Source organism: Mesorhizobium sp. BR1-1-13 (assembly GCF_020165515.1).
GTDB lineage: Bacteria > Pseudomonadota > Alphaproteobacteria > Rhizobiales > Rhizobiaceae > Mesorhizobium.
In genome coordinates this window covers 47,923-66,128 of record NZ_JAIUIH010000017.1, presented here as the reverse complement: position 1 = coordinate 66,128, position 18,206 = coordinate 47,923, and the positions used below count along the sequence as shown (strand labels likewise).

19 protein-coding genes, 1 tRNA gene and 1 pseudogene are annotated in these 18,206 nt (G+C 62.1%); 14 read left to right on the top strand and 7 right to left on the bottom strand.

The features are described 5' to 3' along the window. The first annotated feature begins 266 nt into the window (after positions 1 to 266). From LB533_RS27820 to LB533_RS27800, 5 genes are all read left to right on the top strand, one after another. On the top strand, positions 267 to 803 hold the full coding sequence (locus tag LB533_RS27820) for a GNAT family N-acetyltransferase (RefSeq protein ID WP_140549804.1): 537 nt from the start codon (positions 267 to 269) through the stop codon (positions 801 to 803). 59 nt (positions 804 to 862) lie between these two features. Then, positions 863 to 1,624, top strand: a complete 762-nt coding sequence (locus LB533_RS27815) for a 3-hydroxyacyl-CoA dehydrogenase (RefSeq protein ID WP_140639782.1) — start codon at positions 863 to 865, stop codon at positions 1,622 to 1,624. A gap of 67 nt (positions 1,625 to 1,691) precedes the next feature. Continuing rightward, entirely contained in the window at positions 1,692 to 2,471 is a 780-nt protein-coding gene (locus tag LB533_RS27810; RefSeq protein WP_140639783.1) for a HugZ family protein, read from the top strand. 155 nt (positions 2,472 to 2,626) lie between these two features. Then, positions 2,627 to 2,971, top strand: a complete 345-nt coding sequence (locus tag LB533_RS27805; protein WP_140496438.1) for an ArsR/SmtB family transcription factor — start codon at positions 2,627 to 2,629, stop codon at positions 2,969 to 2,971. 140 nt (positions 2,972 to 3,111) lie between these two features. Continuing rightward, positions 3,112 to 3,915: a TrmH family RNA methyltransferase gene (locus tag LB533_RS27800; RefSeq protein ID WP_140639784.1), complete on the top strand. Its 804-nt coding sequence runs from the start codon at positions 3,112 to 3,114 to the stop codon at positions 3,913 to 3,915. Between the two features lie 2 nt (positions 3,916 to 3,917). Here the strand turns inward: LB533_RS27800 and LB533_RS27795 are convergent, their stop codons facing one another. Beyond that, positions 3,918 to 5,066 carry a hypothetical protein gene (locus tag LB533_RS27795; RefSeq protein ID WP_140639785.1) on the bottom strand — a complete coding sequence of 383 codons (1,149 nt, stop codon included), beginning with the start codon at positions 5,064 to 5,066 and terminating at the stop codon, positions 3,918 to 3,920. Positions 5,067 to 5,254: 188 nt separating this feature from the next. Beyond that, positions 5,255 to 5,791 (bottom strand): DUF1134 domain-containing protein, encoded by a 537-nt coding sequence (locus LB533_RS27790; protein ID WP_224678697.1) that lies wholly within the window; start codon positions 5,789 to 5,791, stop codon positions 5,255 to 5,257. 385 nt (positions 5,792 to 6,176) lie between these two features. Between LB533_RS27790 and chpT the strand changes: the two genes are divergently transcribed. Further along, entirely contained in the window at positions 6,177 to 6,806 is a 630-nt protein-coding gene (gene chpT / locus LB533_RS27785; RefSeq protein ID WP_140639786.1) for a histidine phosphotransferase ChpT, read from the top strand. Between the two features lie 240 nt (positions 6,807 to 7,046). Then, complete coding sequence (locus LB533_RS27780) at positions 7,047 to 7,415, top strand: PleD family two-component system response regulator (protein ID WP_140639787.1); 369 nt, start codon at positions 7,047 to 7,049, stop codon at positions 7,413 to 7,415. 90 nt (positions 7,416 to 7,505) lie between these two features. On the opposite strand, the gene ctrA is transcribed toward LB533_RS27780, so the two are convergent. Beyond that, positions 7,506 to 8,201, bottom strand: a complete 696-nt coding sequence (gene ctrA / locus LB533_RS27775; protein WP_006203583.1) for a response regulator transcription factor CtrA — start codon at positions 8,199 to 8,201, stop codon at positions 7,506 to 7,508. 451 nt (positions 8,202 to 8,652) lie between these two features. Here ctrA and LB533_RS27770 point away from each other — a divergent pair, with 451 nt between their 5' ends. Next, positions 8,653 to 9,030, top strand: coding sequence for a flagellar export protein FliJ (locus tag LB533_RS27770; RefSeq protein ID WP_140496101.1), 378 nt, complete (start codon positions 8,653 to 8,655; stop codon positions 9,028 to 9,030). 61 nt (positions 9,031 to 9,091) lie between these two features. Here LB533_RS27770 and LB533_RS27765 read toward each other — a convergent pair whose 3' ends face one another. Continuing rightward, positions 9,092 to 9,376 carry a winged helix-turn-helix transcriptional regulator gene (locus LB533_RS27765; RefSeq protein ID WP_224557105.1) on the bottom strand — a complete coding sequence of 95 codons (285 nt, stop codon included), beginning with the start codon at positions 9,374 to 9,376 and terminating at the stop codon, positions 9,092 to 9,094. Between the two features lie 30 nt (positions 9,377 to 9,406). On the opposite strand from LB533_RS27765, the pseudogene LB533_RS30075 reads away from it, so the two are divergent. Then, positions 9,407 to 9,520 (top strand): annotated as a pseudogene (locus LB533_RS30075) (alcohol dehydrogenase catalytic domain-containing protein); the annotation flags it as partial. 278 nt (positions 9,521 to 9,798) lie between these two features. Then, positions 9,799 to 10,245, top strand: a complete 447-nt coding sequence (locus LB533_RS27755; RefSeq protein WP_246674438.1) for a zinc-binding dehydrogenase — start codon at positions 9,799 to 9,801, stop codon at positions 10,243 to 10,245. A 66-nt stretch (positions 10,246 to 10,311) separates the two neighbouring features. On the opposite strand, the gene LB533_RS27750 is transcribed toward LB533_RS27755, so the two are convergent. Further along, a complete protein-coding gene (locus LB533_RS27750) occupies positions 10,312 to 10,587 on the bottom strand; it encodes a DUF1153 domain-containing protein (RefSeq protein WP_006203587.1) in 276 nt (91 codons plus the stop codon). A gap of 288 nt (positions 10,588 to 10,875) precedes the next feature. On the opposite strand from LB533_RS27750, the gene mnmA reads away from it, so the two are divergent. Then, positions 10,876 to 12,066, top strand: coding sequence for a tRNA 2-thiouridine(34) synthase MnmA (gene mnmA, locus LB533_RS27745; RefSeq protein WP_140496104.1), 1,191 nt, complete (start codon positions 10,876 to 10,878; stop codon positions 12,064 to 12,066). A gap of 37 nt (positions 12,067 to 12,103) precedes the next feature. On the opposite strand, the gene LB533_RS27740 is transcribed toward mnmA, so the two are convergent. Beyond that, positions 12,104 to 13,069, bottom strand: coding sequence for a Gfo/Idh/MocA family protein (locus tag LB533_RS27740; protein ID WP_140639788.1), 966 nt, complete (start codon positions 13,067 to 13,069; stop codon positions 12,104 to 12,106). 240 nt (positions 13,070 to 13,309) lie between these two features. Between LB533_RS27740 and LB533_RS27735 the strand changes: the two genes are divergently transcribed. Continuing rightward, positions 13,310 to 13,386 (top strand) — tRNA-Met (locus LB533_RS27735). A 110-nt stretch (positions 13,387 to 13,496) separates the two neighbouring features. Here LB533_RS27735 and LB533_RS27730 read toward each other — a convergent pair. Then, entirely contained in the window at positions 13,497 to 14,309 is an 813-nt protein-coding gene (locus LB533_RS27730) for a helix-turn-helix domain-containing protein (RefSeq protein WP_140639789.1), read from the bottom strand. A gap of 107 nt (positions 14,310 to 14,416) precedes the next feature. Here LB533_RS27730 and LB533_RS27725 point away from each other — a divergent pair, with 107 nt between their 5' ends. Together LB533_RS27725 and LB533_RS27720 are read left to right on the top strand one after the other, a co-directional pair. Continuing rightward, positions 14,417 to 16,441, top strand: coding sequence for a CocE/NonD family hydrolase (locus LB533_RS27725; protein WP_224678690.1), 2,025 nt, complete (start codon positions 14,417 to 14,419; stop codon positions 16,439 to 16,441). 188 nt (positions 16,442 to 16,629) lie between these two features. Then, complete coding sequence (locus LB533_RS27720) at positions 16,630 to 18,204, top strand: ABC transporter substrate-binding protein (RefSeq protein WP_140639791.1); 1,575 nt, start codon at positions 16,630 to 16,632, stop codon at positions 18,202 to 18,204. The last annotated feature ends 2 nt before the right edge of the window (positions 18,205 to 18,206 follow it).

Sequence of the window (18,206 nt, the reverse complement as noted above, 5' to 3'; positions counted from 1 at the left end):
GGAGTGTCATGTAGGGCTCCAAGCCGTTACGTGGAATCGCCGGGCGCTGAACAGATCGTCAAGCACGTCGCGGCGCCCGTTGCTCTCTACTTGCAAACCGCCGATTGCAGCGGCGGGAAATTGATGCTAGCGGACACTCCGCATGTTCGATTTTGCTTTGATCCGGTTCGACCGACGACGAAAGGGCGCCCACGCTTGATAAAGCGCTGATTGGCGAATGCTGCCGTTTGCAGCAAACCTTTCCTCCTGTACCGGATGCAAAGACCATGAGCCTTGCCGACGTAGAATACCTGCCGGAAACTCCGGCGCATGATCCTCAGATCGAAGCCATCAATGACGAAGCCTTCGGGCCCGGCCGTTTTGTACTGGCCGCCTACAAGATCCGCGAGGCCGGCGGGCATGAACGCGCGCTGTCCTTCGTGGCCGTGGATGGCGATCTCGTGGTCGCATCGGTTCGCATGACCCGCATCGCCGCAGGCGCCGGACGCGCGCTGATGCTCGGGCCGCTCGCGGTGCGGCCGGCCTTCAAGAATCTCGGCATCGGCCGCCGGCTGGTGGCGATCGCGCTGGAAGCTGCCGCCAAGGCCCGCGCGCCCGCCGTCATGCTGGTCGGCGACGAGCCTTATTACGGACCGCTCGGCTTCAAGCGGATCCCGCGCGGCCAGATATCGATGCCACGCCCCGTCGATCTCGACAGGCTGCTGTCGCACGAGATCATGCCGGGCGCGGTTGCAAGGCTCACGGGCGAGGTCTGCCATGCCGACCAGGCCAGGGTCGCCGAGCACTTCGCCGCGATGGCTTGACCATTCGCGCCGATTGCGCGCCTGATCCACGCCTGACCCTCATGTGAAAGGATGACGCCATGAATCCGAACGGCGAGGTCGCGGTTGTTACCGGCGGCGGCTCCGGCCTTGGCGAGGCGACGGCGCGCGCGCTGGCCGCCAGGGGCGCCCGCGTCGCCATCTTGGATGTCGGTTTCGATCGGGCGGCCAAGGTGGCGGCGGAGATCGGCGGCATCGCCGTCCAATGCGATGTCGGCAGCGCCGACAGCGGTGTTGCCGCGCTTGCCGAGGTCACGGCCAAGCTGGGCGAACCGCGCATCCTGGTCAATTGCGCCGGCATTGCCATCGGGGTGAAGACGATCGGCAAGGATGGTCCCCATCCGCTCGATCAGTACCGCAAGGTGATCGAAGTCAATCTGATCGGCACTTTCAACATGATCCGCCTCGTCGCCGACCGCGCCGCAAAGCTCGAGCCGCTGCAGGGCGGCGAGCGCGGCGTCGTCGTCAACACCGCATCCGTCGCCGCCTATGACGGCCAGATCGGCCAGGCCGCCTATTCGGCATCAAAGGGCGGGGTCGTGGGCATGACGCTGCCGGTGGCGCGCGATCTTGCCCGTTCCGGCATCCGGGTCTGCACCATCGCACCCGGCATATTCAGGACGCCGATGATGGCCGGCATGCCGCAGGAGGTGCAGGATTCGCTGGGCGCCGCGGTGCCCTTCCCCTCGCGCCTCGGCGAGCCGTCGGAATATGCGGCCCTTGCCTTGCACATCATCGAGAACCAGATGCTCAACGGCGAGACCATTCGTCTCGATGGCGCCATTCGCATGGCTCCGAAGTAGCACTTGCCAGCCTGGCGCCATCGTCTGATAAGTGGAATAGACAAATCAACTTAACAGGGCGAGCATTTTGGCCGATCGAACGAAGGACGTGATCCGCGAGACCGACGCCGAGGCGATCCGGCTGGCCAAGACGCTCATGCGCCGTGCCCGCTTCGGCGCCCTGGCGGTGCTGGAGCCTCAGACGGGCTCGCCGCTGGCTAGTCGGGTCGGTGTTGCCACCGACATCGACGGCACGCCGCTGATCCTGGTGTCGCAGCTTTCGGCCCATACGCCTGCCATTCTTGCGGACCCGCGCTGTTCGCTGCTGCTCGGCGAGCCGGGCAAGGGCGACCCGCTCGCGCATCCTCGGTTGACGCTGATCTGCCGGGCAGCGCGGATCGAGCGCGGATCGGACGCGCATGCACGCGCCGAACGCCGCTATCTCAACCACAATCCGAAGGCCAGCCTCTATGCCGGCCTCGGCGACTTCTCGATCTTTCGTCTCGAACCGCAGCGCGCCAGCCTGAACGGCGGCTTCGGCAAGGCCTTCCTGCTTGATCGCACCGATCTCATCACCGACGGGCCGATCGTCGAGGAGCTGGCAGCCAGCGAGCAATCCGCGATCGACCACATGAATGCGGACCATCTCGACGCCGTCGCCCTCTACGCGCATCATTTTGCCAGGGCATCCGGCGACGGCTGGATCATCGCTGGATTCGATGCCGACGGCATGGATCTGGCGTCTGGCGACGATGCCAGCAGGGTCTTCTTTCCGCAGTCCTTGGTCACGGCGCACGAGTTGAGGCACGTCTTGGTCGACATGGCCAAGAGCGGTCGGGCGGCAACATCGACAAATAACTGCACTTAATTACGTTTGATCAAAAGCAACGCTTGAGATTTGAATGAAATGTTCTACCCTTTGGTTGTGGCGCTGACTCGTTGGCGACCATTCACAACTGAGTTTATGGATTCAGGCGCCATTGCCCCCATGGCGCCTCGATGAGCAAAGAGCATGGGGGATCGATGATCTCGACAAAGCTAATCGCCAACGCCGGATCGGCGGCCGAATTTCTGATGCTGATGGGCAATGAAAAACGGCTTTTGATCATGAGTTATCTGATCGACGGTGAAATGTCGGTCGGAGCCATCGCCGAGAAGGTGATGCTCAGCCAGTCCGCCCTGTCGCAGCATTTGGCAAAGTTGCGGGCGCTGGACCTTGTGGACACCCGCCGCGACCGCCAGATGATCTACTACTCCTGCAAATCCGACGCAGTGCGCGAACTGCTTGCCACGCTCGACGGCATTTTCGGCAGCGGCAAGGATGATCTGTCTCAGATGGCACAAAGGCTGCGCCGCGCCGGAACTTGAACGGCTGGTCGCGTAAACGTTTACGCCACCAGCGGCCTTCGGCAATGTGCGTCCATCCTGGGCGCGCAAAATACACTTTGACACTGCATCCGCGCATCGTGTTCTTGGCAACCGATTCCGATTGTCAGCCCGAGGCTCAGATGATCCTTGTCCACATCGACGATCCGCGGGATCCGCGCGTCGCCGCCTATCTCGACATCCGCGAGCGTGACCTCGCCGGTCGACAGGGCCGCTTCATTGCCGAGGGCAAGGTCGTGCTCGACATGCTACTGTCGGCCGCGCGCTTCCGCGCCGAATCGGTGCTGGTTCTGGAGAACCGGTTGGCCGGCCTCGAAGAAATCCTGCACAAGGCATCTCCTGACCTGCCGGTCTATGTCGCCGCCGGAGCTGTGATGGATGCCATTGCCGGTTTTCACATGCATCGCGGCATTCTTGCCATTGGTCGCAAGGAGGCGCCCCAGCCGGCCGAGGCCCTGCTGGACGGCTTGCCTGCCCGAGCATTGATCGTGGTGCTCGTGGGCATCGCCAACCATGACAACATGGGCTCGATTTTCCGCAACGCCGCCGCGTTCGGCGCCAACGCGATCCTTTTGGATGCGACCTGCTGCGATCCGCTCTATCGCAAGGCGATCCGCGTTTCGGTCGGCGCGGCCTTGAAGGTCCCATTCGCCTCGTTCAGCGACACCGCGCGGTTCGCCGCGACGCTCGACCGGCGTGGCTTTACCCAATTTGCGCTGTCGCCGCGCGGGACATCAGACATACGCGATGCAAAGCCGGCCGAACGCCTGGCACTCTACCTCGGGACTGAGGGCCAAGGTCTGCCCGAAAGCCTGCTCGCCCGTCTCAATACTGTTCGGATCAACATGTCGGAAGGCTTCGACAGCCTGAACGTGGCGGCGGCATCCGCCATCGCCCTGCATTATTTCTGCGCCGGCGGGGCCTGAATTCAATCTGCCGCAGCCGCCTTCTGCAACGCGCGCACGCGGTCGGCAAGGCTGGGGCCGCCGCTGTTCGGACGCGCATCCTGCTGCGCCTCCAGCGCCTTGGCGATCGGCGACCCCGGCCCTTCGAGCTTGGCTGTCAAGTTGACGACTTCCGCCGCCAGGTCATTCATCTGTTCGCGCAACATGGAACTTGCTTGGCGTGTATCGCCCTGCGGGCTGGCGGCCTCGGCGGCGGACAGATCCGCCTTCAGCCGCTTGTTCTCGCGTGCCAGCGCCGTCAGTCTGGCCTCCAGCCGCTCACGGTCGGCGTCGAGCCTGGCGATCGCCTTTTCGACGTCGTCGCGCCTGTCCGCCTGTACCTGCCCGCCGATCAACCGCAAGGCCGACGCGCCGTCCTCAGCCTTCGCTTTTTCGCGCTGCCGCGCCAGATCTTTCTCGCGGCGTTCGAGCTTCTCCTCTCGGTCGGCAAGCGTGGCGAGCAGCCGTTCGACTTTCTTGTCCAGTTCGGCGGTTTTTTTCCTCTCGGCCTTCAGCGCCTCACGCGCGGCCTTGCTTTCGGCCGCGATCTCCTGGTTGCGCCTGTCCGCCTCCTTGCGCTGGCCGCGCAGCAGCGCGATATCGCTGGCGAGCTTCTGCAACTCGGATTCGCGCGCCACGAGTTCGATCTGGCGGCTGCTGGAGGAGAAGCTGGCGTCGTCATACATGCGTTCCAGCTTCTCAAGCTCAAGCGCGCGTTTCTCCAGTTTGCGTTCGGTCTCCTTGAGCCGCTCGGACAGCCGGTGCAGTTCATCCTCGCGCTGGTGCAGCGCCGCGTTCTTGGCGGCCAGTTCATCGAGCACCTGGTTCTTGTCCATGCGCTCCACCGCCAGCCCCTTCAGGGCCTCGCGGCCGCGATTGATCTCGATGAGTTGCTCGGTCGACTTCTCGCGCAGCGCCTTGACGTTCATCTCGAGGCGGCGCGTCGCCATGGCGAACTCCGCCCGGATCCGATCCTTGTCGGCCCCGATTTCGGCTTGCGTCAGCGGGATCGAGGCTTCGATGCGTTTGCGCGTCAGGGCGACCGCCCGCCGCCAGATGGCCGGAGCCACCATCAGCGCCAGAAAGCCGGCGCAGAGAAAGCCGAGAGCAAAGAACAGGACCGACTGAACCAAGTGACTATCCGTTATCGCGCGCCGACATGCAACAATGCGAGGATCAAAAGCCGGTCGCGACCTTTGACCGTTACTCTGTTGGCATGACGGAAATCCGGCGCTGCGGCAAGGGCTCGCCGCGGCGCATATGGGTCATCGGATCTGGATTCTCATCGAAAGCGTATACACATTCCGGCCGTGACCTCGGGTCAGAACGGATTCCACGTCGCCCGTTCGGTAAGCTTCAGGTAGCCGAGATTGACGCCAAGCCGGGCGCCGACGCCGGTGCGGATCGGCACCAGCAGCACATTGTTGTTCTTCAGCACGTTGAATCCGACACCCGCCACCACATAGGCCGAGCCGGCGACGCCGCCATAACGGTTGTAGAGATTGCCGACGTCATCGAGATTATAGACGAGCATCATCACCCGCGATCCCTCGCCGCCGAAATCCCAGCCGAGCGACGGGCCTTGCCAGAACACTTTATCGTCGCCGGCATTCTTGGTGTAGAGCGTGCCTTCGCCATAGGTCAGGCCGCCGATGAGCGCGCCGGATCCTTCCTCGCCAAGCAGATAACCATTGGGCAAGCCATAGGAAGCAAAAATCTTCTCCACGACTGTGGCAAGGCCGCCCGATGTCGCGCCGAAGAACTTGTGACCGGAATCGACAATCTCCTGAGCGGTGTACTCCTGGGCCCGCAGGGCCGATGTCGAGAAGACGAGAACGCCCATCAGCGTGATCGCCATTGAGAGGACACGGAGAAAACTCCGGCCGTAGAATCGGGAAAACATGCTTCCAATCTCCGTCAGGGAGCACTTTCGCCGACGCCTCGCACCCGTACGGCTCTTTAGGCGGCCGTTAAGGATGGCTGTTAGGGGCAAACTATGCCGTAATCCTTTTTCAACCATTAAACTCGCACATGAAGATGGCGGTTCGAAGGCTGTTGGGGTCGTTCATACAGGCAAGCAGCCTGCGTGAACGCGCCATAGGCCCCAACGGCGATTTTGGGTTTGTTGCTGCACGCACGGGCGCTGTGTATTCAGAAGCCTGGGAAGAGAGCGTGATTCGTGTGGGCAGGCGACGATCGATCGCGCGGCCATGATTTATGGGATTTTGCAGGGATTTTCGCCGATGTCCGATCTTTTCACCCTTTCCGCACCCGATCTGGCGGCACTTTTGTGCAGCCGGGTCTGCCACGACATCATCTCGCCTGTCGGCGCGATCAACAACGGGCTTGAACTGCTCGATGAAGGCGGCGCCGACGAGGACGCCATGAAGCTGATCCGCCAGAGCGCCCGCAACGCCTCGGCGCGCCTGCAGTTCGCCCGCATCGCCTTCGGCGCGGCTGGTTCCGCCGGCATGCTGATCGACACCGGCGATGCCGAAGCCGTCGCTATCGCCTTCCTCAAGAACGAGAAGCCGGAACTCACCTGGAATGGAACCCGTGCACTGTTGCCCAAGAACAAGGTCAAGCTGCTGCTCAACCTGATCCTGGTCGCCAACGCCGCCATTCCACGCGGCGGCAAGCTTTCGGTGACGCTGGAGAATCTCGAGACCGAGCCTCGCTTCGCGCTTTCGGCGAGCGGCCCCATGTTGCGGGTGCCGCCGAAATTCCTCGAACTGCATTCCGGCCACAAGCCGGAAGAACCGATCGACGCGCATTCGGTGCAGCCTTACTATACGCTGCTTCTGGCGCGGGAGGCCAATATGACGATATCGATCCATGCGACCGCGGAAGAGATTGTGCTTTCGGCGGCTTGAGATTCGCGCAAACCAGCAGCGAAGTATTTCAGCGCTGTAATATTGGTTGAATGGACCTGCGGGCGAAAGATGACTTCGCCTGACAGCGCGAGCCAAAGCATCTGCAAGAAAAAGCTTGCAAACCGGCATCTTTGCAAAAATTTTACCTAATGGCTTTTCGGCTTCTTTACCAGATCGGTCTATGCTGTGCCGCAGATACCCGACGCGACCGGATTGCCACAAGGCAAAGAGGACCCGGAAATGAAACGCTGCATGTTCGTCGACGATTCTAGCGTCATCAGGAAAGTTGCGAAGCGCATCCTGGGCGGTTCCGATATGATGGTCATCGAAGCCTCCAGCGGGCTTGACGCGCTGGAGATGTGCGCCGCCGATATGCCTGATATCATCGTCGTCGACGGTGCACTGCCGGATGTACAGGCGGTCGACCTGATCCGGCGCGTGCGCGCCATGGAAAGCCCGACCAAGCCGCAGATCCTGATCTCGCTGGTCGAACTGGACATCGCCTCGATCATGCGAGCCAAGCGCGCCGGCGCCCAAGGCTATCTGTTGAAGCCGTTCAACCGCCCGCAGCTACTCGAGCGCTTTCGCACCCTGAAGATCGCTGCCTGATCCGTCGGATCGCGGTTACCACCGGTCTATGACGCAAAAACCCGGCTGACGCCGGGTTTTTGTTTGGAATTTCAATCGGGCGGCCGTCGCTCAGGCGCTGACGCGGATGTCTTCCGGTTCACGCAGCACATAGCCGCGGCCCCAGACCGTCTCGATATAATTCTGGCCGCCGGACGCGGCATCGAGCTTCTTGCGCAGCTTGCAGATGAAGACGTCGATGATCTTCAGTTCCGGCTCGTCCATGCCGCCATAGAGGTGGTTGAGGAACATTTCCTTGGTGAGCGTGGTGCCCTTGCGCAGGGAGAGCAGCTCCAGCATCTGGTATTCCTTGCCGGTAAGGTGCACGCGCTGACCGCCGACTTCGACAGTCTTGGCATCGAGATTGACCACCAGGTCGCCGGTGGTGATGACCGATTGGGCATGTCCCTTCGAACGGCGCACGATGGCGTGGATGCGCGCCACCAGCTCGTCCTTGTGGAACGGCTTGGTCATGTAATCGTCTGCGCCGAAGCCGAGGCCGCGCACCTTGTCCTCGATGCCGGCCATGCCGGAAAGGATGAGGATCGGCGTCTTGACCTTGGAAAGACGAAGCGTTCTCAAGACCTCGTAGCCGGACATATCGGGCAGGTTGAGGTCGAGAAGGATGATGTCGTAGTCGTAGAGCTTGCCCAGATCGACACCCTCTTCGCCGAGGTCGGTCGTATAGACATTGAAGCTTTCCGATTTCAGCATCAGCTCGATGCTTTGTGCGGTTGCACTGTCATCTTCTATCAGCAGAACACGCATTTCATTCCCCTTTTCTGCTGCCGGACCATCTTGCGACCCGTCCGGGACCGGAGCAGTGATTGCCTGGTGCAGAGGCTGCCATGGAATGGTTAACAAAACCTAATTCCACGTCGATGACGGTACCAGATTTTTTAACCACTTTCTACACCCTCTTGAATTTAATAATGAATCACAGGGCCAAACTGCTAATGCAACACATTAAAAACCTGGACTAAGTGACTCCAGGGACTCATCGACCTCGCTTCCATGTCGTCAGCTGGATTTTTACCCGGCCTTAAGTCCTGACCCGTATGATTAACAATGCCCGTAAACGAATGGTTACCGTCGGCAAAAAACTTTAGGGTTTTGTTTCCCATAGGGCGGGGAAAGCCGGTGGACACGGGCAGCGCTTGGGCCTTTCCAAGTGGTTTGGACGATATGTGCAGGTGTGCGTTTCCGGGAGTACCGAATCATGAAGTCACGTGAAAACCTCGTTCGGCTGAAACAGTTTCAGGTGAATGAGAAGCGGCGGCAGCTGCTGCAGCTCGACATGATGATCGCCGAATTCGAACGCATGGCCGCCGAGCTGGAGCTTCAGATCAGCGCCGAGGAAAAGAAGGCCGGTATCACCGACATCAATCATTTCGCCTATCCGACCTTCGCCAAGGCGGCCCGTTTGCGCCGCGACAACCTCAGAAATTCGCAAGGCGACCTCGCCCAGCAGCGAAGCGCCGCCGAATCATTACTCGGCGAAGCTGAAGCGGAGCTTTCCAAGGCGGAAATGCTCGAATCGCGCGACACCAAGATTCGCGAGGCCGAAACCGGCGGTCGTAGCGCGATGATCGGCTGAACCGCCCGATATCCGCATCTTTGAGCACGTCCAAGCGGGCACGCAACGCATTGGGCGAGCGCTAAACGGCCCACTCCCCTTCATTCACGGCCGCAGCCCGCGCCCGGGCCTTCTTGATGTCGGGAACGTGTTGTTCCGACCAGGATCTGATCTGGTTGAGCAATCCCGCCAGATTCTGGCCAAGTTCGATCAATTCATATTCGACCCGAGGCGGGACGACCGCAAACACCTCGCGCCGCACCAGGCCGTCGCGCTCGAGCACGCGCAACGTCTGCGTCAGCATCTTCGGCGTGACGCCTTCGAGCCTGCGGGCAAGCTCGCCATTGCGCTGCCGGCCTTTGCGCAGCGCCCGGCGCCCTCGCCCAACGCCGGCGAAGTGCTGGTTCGCATCAAGGCGGCCGGCATCAATCCGGTCGATGGCGCCGTGCGCGCCGGCTATTACCCGCTGCTCAGCGAACCACCCTTCATCCTCGGCTGGGACCTTTCAGGAACCGTCGAGGCGCGGGGGCCTGGTGTCAGCGGCCTGAATCCAGGTGACGCGGTGTTCGGCATGTCGCGCTTCCCAAAGCAGGCGGCAGCCTATGCTGAACTGGCCGCCGTGCCCGCCGATGAATCGCGCGCAAGCCCGCGCACGCCGATTACATCCAGGCAGGCGCATTGCCGCTGGCCGGGCCTCACCGCCTGGCAAGTTCTCGTGCGTCATGGCGCGCTGAAAGCCGGCCAGCGCGTGCTGGTTCACGCCGGGCCGGCGGCGTCGGCCATCTGGCGGTGCAGGTCGCCAAGGCGGGCGGTGCCTGGGTTGCCGCCACCGCCAGCACGGAAAAGTTGGATTTCGTCCGCAAGCTCGGCGCCGACGAAGTCATCGACTACACCAAGGATGATTTTACCGACGTGGCGAAGGACATCGACCTGGTGTTCGAGACGGTGGGCGGCGAGCACGCCCATCAATCGTTGAAGGTGCTCAGGAACGGCGGCGTGCTGGTGTCACTGCTCGACGTCAGCGACAAGACCAGGGCGGATGCCAAGGCGCGAAGCATCCGCGTCGAACGCATGTCCGTTGTTCCCGACCGCGAAGGCCTTCTGGAACTTGGCAGGCTCATCGATGCGGGAAAGCTTACCGTGCATGTGGCAAAGACCTTCCCGCTCGAACAGGCCGGCGCCGCGCACGCTTTCCTCGCCAGCAAGCCGGTCGGCAAGGTGGTGCTGACGGTCTGAAACGCGCAAATGCTGTCAAGAAACCAAAAGGGCGCGAATTTCGCGCCCTTTGCAGATTGTTGAGCGTCAGTGCCGGTATTGCTGGATGCGCGTCGTGCGCAGCCCGGCGAGGCCGTATTCGTCGATCGAGGCCTGCCAGGACAGGAACTCCTCGGTGGTCAGCTTGTAGCGCTGGCATGCCTCTTCGAGGCTCAAAAGCCCGCCGCGCACCGCTGCAACCACTTCCGCCTTGCGCCGGATAACCCAGCGACGTGTATTCGTCGGCGGCAGATCGGCAATTGTGAGAGGGCTGCCGTCAGGCCCGATAACATATTTGACTCGCGGTCTAACCAGATCGGTCATCGTACTCTCTACAAAAAACTCAAAGACCCAATCCCCACCACGTTACCGCCACAGCTTTAAAAATTGCCTAAGCAGACCCTAACAGCTAGGTAATGATCATGAACGCCGCGTTAGTCTTTTCGCAAACATTTGAAATATCTGCCGGGAAGTTCCGGATTCGCTCGAAAAATCTGCGCGGTCACCGGGCCGGCAGTTGCCCGCCGATCGGTCCCGCAAGCTGGCGCAGCCGCCAAGCTTGACCTATATTCGCGTCATTGGCATGCAAGCGCCGCGCAGAACGAAAGAACCATGAACAGCCTCGATCTCCCCGGACGTCCCGAAAACACCCGTATCGTCGTCGCCATGTCGGGCGGCGTCGATTCGTCCGTCGTCGCGGGTCTCTTGAAGCGCGAGGGTTATGATGTCGTCGGCGTCACCTTGCAGCTTTACGATCATGGCGCCGCGACGCACCGGGCCGGGTCCTGCTGTGCCGGGCAGGATATCGATGACGCCCGCCGCGTTTCCGAGACGCTCGGCATTCCGCATTATGTGCTCGACTACGAAGAGCGCTTCCGCAAGGCGGTCATCGATCCCTTCGCTGAGAGCTATGTCGCCGGCGAGACGCCGATCCCTTGCGTTTCCTGCAACCAGACGGTGAAGTTCGCTGATCTGCTGGCCACCGCCAAGGATCTCGGCGCCGACGCGCTGGCCACGGGCCACTACATTCGCTCCGGCGCCAATGGCGCCCATCGCGCGCTCTACAGGCCGGTCGACGCCGATCGCGACCAGAGTTATTTCCTCTTCGCCACCACGCAGGCGCAGATCGATTATCTGCGCTTTCCGCTCGGCGGCCTGCCGAAGCCGCAGGTTCGCGCCATTGCCGAGGAGATGGGCCTGACGGTAGCCGCCAAGCAGGACAGCCAGGACATCTGCTTCGTGCCCCAGGGCAAATATTCCGACATCATTGCCAAGCTGAAGCCGACGGCCGCCAATCCGGGTGACATCGTCCATATCGACGGCCGGGTGCTCGGCCGCCATGAAGGCATTCTGCGCTACACCATCGGCCAGCGCCGCGGCATCGGCGTGGCCTCCGGCGAGCCGCTCTATGTCGTCCATCTCGACGCCGAGCGCGCCCGTGTCGTGGTCGGGCCGCGCGAGGCGCTGGAGACGCACAAGATCTACCTGCGCAACATGAACTGGCTTGGTGACGGCGCGCTGGCCGACATGCCCGCGGGCGGGCTGGAACTGTTCGCCAAGGTCCGCTCGACCAGGCCGCCACGCCCGGCGATGCTGCGTCACGAGGCGGGCGTCACATCGGTCGAATTGGCCGATGGCGAGTCCGGTATCGCGCCTGGACAGGCTTGTGTGCTCTATTCCGACGACGGCAACGAGGCCCGCGTGTTCGGCGGCGGCTTCATCGAACGCTCCGAGCGCGGCGCCGAGGCCGAGGCGATGTTGAGCCGGCTTGCCGCGTCACCGGCGCAGGTTCCCGCCGAGTAGGCAACGATCTCTCCGCCGCGACGCGGCCCGGCCTTCTTCAGGGATTGGATTTGGTGTGCGTGACCGTACCCGCGGTCAGGATGCGCAGCACCCGGATCGCCTCCTCGCCGCTGGTGCGCGGTTCGGCCCGCGTTTCGATGCAATGGATGAAGTGCTCGAGTTCGCGCGTCAGCGGCATGCCTTGGCCAACCGCGACATAGGAGGGCTCATTGGTGGTGAACGCCCATTGGCCGCTGTCCTGCCAGACCGCGTGGCGATAGACGGCGAGCTTGCGCTCCCATGGTTCGACATCGTCGAAGACAGCCATCGCCTTGGTGCCGACCACGGTCAGCCGCCGTTCGCGGTAAGGGTTCAGCCGCGAGGCGAAGAGATGGCTGCGCAAACCGTTGGGAAAGCGCATGTGCAGATGCGCAAAGTCGCTGAGATTGTCGAGCAGCGCCGCCCCTTCGCCGCGCACCTCGATCGGTTCGGTGCCGGTGATGGCCAGGATCATCGACAGGTCATGCGGCGCCAGGTCCCATAGCGCATCGTTCTCGGTGTGGAATTTGCCGAGGCCGAGCCGGTGCGAATGGATGTAGCGGACCTCGCCGAGCTCGCCCTTTTCGATGAGCGCCTTCAGCGTCTCGAAGGCGGGATGGAAACGCAAGACGTGGCCGACCATGAAGACGCGGCCCTTGTCCTTCGCCGCCTGCACCGAGCGCTCGGCATCGGCAACCGTCAACGCGATCGGCTTCTCCACCAGCACGTCCTTGCCGCTTTCGGTGGCGCGCACCGCCATCTCGGCATGAAATTGCGGCGGCAGCGCCATGACGATGGCGTCGATGTCGTTGCGGACGAACAACTGGTCCGGTTCGATCGCGAGGCAGTCCTGTTCGCTGGCAAAGCCTTCGGCGCGGGCACGGTTGGCGTCGGAGACCGCGTGCAGCGCGCCGAGCGCCTTGAGGGTGCGGATGTGGTTGGAGCCCCAGTATCCGCAACCGAGGACTGCAATGCGCGGCTTCATCTGTTCTCAAACTCTAAAAACTCGTGGCCGAGACATAGCGACGTGCCTCTTCGAACTCAACCCCGGCGGCTGCAACCAATTATCGGCGCGGCAAAGCTTTTCGGCAGCGAGAATAAGCGCCCCTGCCGAGCGGTTCGAAGCTTGACAGGCTCACCCTCCCAACCTTATATCCGCGCGACCTTGGCGAACGCCTCGAAATGCCTTGCGATTTAAGGCGGATTTCGGGCCTTTCGCCGCCCTGGCGGGGTAGCTCAGTTGGTTAGAGCACGGGAATCATAATCCTGGGGTCGGGGGTTCAAGTCCCTCTCCCGCTACCATCTCTCACCTGTGTACGGCCCGGAGACATGGGTAGCAGTTTATGGGTGACAACCTCGTGCCGAACGGGTTGGACAGGCCCGCAGATGGCGGGTCGCGTTGCGAGGAACGTCTACACCTCTTCCGTCTCGAGCACGAATGTCCCAGTGGGGATGCGGTTGGTGATCATGGCGCGGATGCCGGCATCGATGGCGGGGTCATTTTCGTCGAACAGGCCGCAGGCCTGCAGCGCCTTGCGCTGGTCGACGGAGCGGCCGAGATATTCCAGAAGCACGACCGAGGCTGCGGGTCTCCGCCCCCGTAAAAGGGGCATGCCCGTCTGGATGCCGACCAGATAGGCGACGCTCGTCTGGTAGCTCGGATAGAGGATCACTTGGGTGATGCTGGTCTTGAGCAGGGTTTCGGATTCGAGCGCGAATATGCGATCGCCGAGCAGCAGCAGGGCGGCCGAATATTTCGAGGTCTTCACGCCATATTTGCCGAAATGGACGAGCCGTTCCATGCATTTCCAGAAATAGCGGCCTTCCTTTTCATAGATCACGACCAGGCATTTGATGATCTTGCCGGCATAGCCGAACGAGTAGAAATAGCGGAAATAGTAGCCGACATAGCGCCCGAGATCGCCGGAACGCTGATAGAGCTGCTCCATATGCACCAGCATGTCCGACGGCGCGTGGACGCCGAGCGGGCGGCGGCGCAGGCCGACGATCTCGGCAAAGCGCTGCTGGTCCATCAAAAGCTCGCCTTCGCTCACGCCGAAGAAATCGCAGATCTTGCGCATGTTGCGGCGGGACGGCCAGGTCTGGCCGCTCAGATATTTGTTGAACTGCTGGCGGTTGATCTGCAGGCGCCGGCACACGGCGGCGATCGACGGATAATAGCTGCACAGGAAGGCGAGGTTCTGGGGAAGCGGTTCGGTCTGCATGACCTAATGCATACTGACGCTAGAACAGTGTCAAGTCGCGAAGGGTCGCGAAATTGTGCGGCACCGCCGATTTGCCCAAAGTGGCGCTCTCCAACAGAGGCCTCGTCATGCGCACAGTGTCCAACTTCCCCCATCCGATCCGCTCGGTCGACCATTTCGAGATTCCGATGCCGGACGGCTGCCGGCTTGCGGCGCGCATGTGGCTTCCCGAGGGTGCCGAACAAAAGCCGGTGCCGGCTATCCTGGAATACATTCCCTATCGCAAGAACGATCTGACCGCCGCGCGTGATGTCGTCATGCACCCCTACGTGGCCGGCCACGGTTACGCCGTTGTGCGCGTCGACCTGCGTGGAACCGGCGATTCCGAAGGGCTGATGCTCGACGAGTACCTTCAGCAGGAGCTGGACGACGGCTGCTCGGTCATCCAATGGCTGGCCGCCCAGCCCTGGTGCGACGGCAACGTCGGCATGATCGGCATCTCCTGGGGCGGCTTCAACGGATTGCAGATCGCCGCCATGCGGCCGCCGGCGCTGAAGGCGGTGATCAGTTGCGCCTCGACGGACGACCGCTACGCCGACGATGTCCACCACATGGGTGGCACGCTGCTCATCGACAATCTCTCCTGGGCGGCGATCATGTTCGGGCGCAACACGCTGCCGCCCGACCCACACAACAAGCCGGACAATTGGCGCGCTTTGTGGCACAGCCGGCTAAAGGAAAGCGGGCTATGGCTGAAGAACTGGCTGGAGCACCAGCACCGCGACAAGTTCTGGAAACACGGTTCGGTCTGCGAGGATTTCGGCGCGATCACCTGCCCGGTCTACGCCGTCAGCGGTTGGGCCGATGGTTATTGCCGCTCGGTCTTCCGCCTGATGGAAAAGCTGCAGGGCCCGCGCAAGGGGCTGGTCGGGCCATGGGCGCACACTTATCCCCATATCGGCAAGCCTGGTCCTGCCATCGGCTTTCTGCAGGAATGCGTCCGCTGGTGGGATCAGTGGCTGAAGGGCCGTGACACCGGCATCATGGACGAGCCGATGCTGCGCTTGTTCATGCAGGATAGCGCCTCGCCGCAAACTTCCTACGAGACGCGGGGCGGACGCTGGGTCGCGGAGCCGGCATGGCCATCGCCGAACATCGAGCGGCAGTCCTTCTTCCTTTCCGGCAACGGGCGCCTGTCCATGCGTCGGGCAGACGATGCGGCCGGAACGCAGACGATCCGCTCGCCCTTGTCGGTTGGCCTGCGCGGCGGCAAATGGTGCTCCTATGCCGCGCCCGGCGACCAGCCGGCTGACCAGCGCGGCGACGATGCCGGCAGTCTGGTCTATGAGACGCAAGAGCTGGCGCACGATGTTGAGATCGCCGGCGATGCAATGCTCGATCTTGTCTTCGAAAGCGACAGGCCCGTCGCCATGGTGGCCGTCCGTCTTTCGGATGTCGCCCCCGATGGCGCGACGACGCGCGTCAGCTACGGCCTTTTGAACCTGACGCATCGCGATAGCCATGAGAGGCCCGAACCGCTCGAACCGGCAAGGCGCTACCGCGCCTCTGTCCCCTTCAAGCACGTAGCACAGCGCTTCAGCGCGGGGCACCGCATACGCCTTGCCATCTCGACAAATTACTTCCCGATCGCTTGGCCTTCGCCCGAGCCGGTCACGCTCACCGTCCATCCGGCGGATTGCCGCCTTGAACTTCCGGTCCGTGTCGGAGGCGCCGGAGATCCGGCACCGGCACCTTTTGCCGAACCCGAAGGGGCGCCACCCTTACGGGTGGAGACGATCTCAAAGGCGCAAAAGGGTTGGACGATCACCGAGAATCTGGCAGTCGCTTCGACCGTCGTTGAGATCGACGAAGGCGCCGGCACCTATCGCATCGTCGACAACGACCTAACCATCACCTCGCTCGGCCGCGAACGCTATTCCTTCCGCAGCGACGATTTCGGGTCGGCCCGGGCCGAGGCGAAATGGGAGTTCGAGTTTTCGCGCGCTGATTGGCGCATGCGTTCGGTGACCGAAACGACCATGACCGCGACGCCATCGCACTTCCACGTCGAGGCGCATCTCGAGGCATGGGAAGGCGACGAGCTTGTCCACGAACAGAAATGGACCGAGGCGATAGAGCGTCGCCTGCTGTGACATTCGCGAACTGACGCTAATCTCGCTCACATCTGCGTCGGCAGCGAAATTGACCGGCCTGCCGGCTGAATTGAAGAATGCGCCGTCCGAACTCGCGGCCCATCAGGCGGCGCGGTACCAAAAAGGAGGGATCCCGGCAATCGCCGGGAAACCCGCTCAGTTGAAAGGGGAACGAAATCGTGAATGAAATGAAATTGAATCGCAGGCATTTCCTGCAGGCCGGCGCCGGCCTCGGCGCGGGGATCATCGCGTCCGGCCTGCCCTTGTCGCAAGCCGTATGGGCGGCCGAAGGCAAGGTGCTCAAGGCCCGCGCCTATTCCGATATCGACAAGCTCGATCCTGGCTTCTACCAGAACGCGTACAATGTCGACGTCATGAACTGCATCTACACCAAGCTTACGCGCTATAAACCGGGTTCGGAGTGGGGCTGGGAACTCGAAGCCGCCGAATCCGTCGAGCAGATCGATCCGACGCACATCCGCTTCCGCCTGAAGAAGGGCATCAACTTCACTGGCGGATTTGGCGAAATGACCGCCGAGGACGTGAAGTTCTCGTTCGAGCGCGTCATCCAGCACAATTCTCCGGTCAAGGGCGACTGGGGCCCGCTTGACCGCATCGAGATCGAGGACGACCATACGGGCGTGATCGTGCTCAAGACGCCGTTCGTGCCGCTCTGGAACATCACTCTTCCCTATGGTTGCGGCCACATCGTCTCGAAAAAAGCGGTGACGAGGGCAGTTGCCGACGGCGGCGATTTCGGCATGAAGCCGCCCTGCTATTCAGGTCCCTACGTGCTGTCGGACTGGAAGCCGAACCAGCTCGTCCTGTTGACCCGCAATCCCGAATGGAAAGGCCCCAGGCCGGGCTTCGACGAAATTCATATCCTGCCGATGAGCGATATCAAGACCGCCGAGCGCGCCTATCAGGCCGGCGACATCGACTTCACCGATTTCAGCCTCGATTCGCTGGCGACGTTGAAGGACAGCCCGCCCGAAAACACCAAGATCGAAGAAAAGCCTTCGCTCTACTATGTCTATATCGGCATGAACTCGGACCATCCGAAGCTGAAGGACGTTAATGTCCGCAAGGCGATTCAATGGGCCATCAATGTGCCGCAGATCATGGACGCGGCCTATTCAGGCCAGGCCCAGGTCGCCACCGGCCTCATCGCTCCGGGCTTGGTGGGACACCGGGAAAAAGCGCTGGTGCCGCCGGAGGGCGATCTCGAAAAGGCGAAGCAGTATCTGGAGAAGGCCGGCATCACCGAACTCAGCCTCACCATCGACGCGCTCAACGTGACCACCTTCTCCACGATCGCGGAAATGGTCCAGGCGCAGCTGTCGCAGATCGGCATCATGGTCGAGGTCAATGTTCAGGATTCCGGTTCGTTCTGGACCATCGGCATGGAATCGGAAGGCGAACGCTGGAAGGACATGCAGCTGATCGTGCAGCGTTTCTCGATGGTGCCGGACCCCTATTACGCCACCACCTTTTTCGTGCGCGACCAGGTCGGTGTGTGGAACTGGGAGCGCTTCCGCAGCGAGCGCTTCGACGAACTCAATGCCAAGGCGGTGACTGTCGAAGACCCGCAGGAACGGGCCAAGATGTACTATGAGATGCAGGACATCATGGAAGATTCCGGCTCCTACCGGTTCCTCACCCATGAAGGCTCGCCGATCATGTACCGGACGACGCAACTCGAGGCCGAGACCCGCCCAGACGGGCGGCCGCTCTATCTCGGCTTTGAGCCGAAATCGGCTTAGGG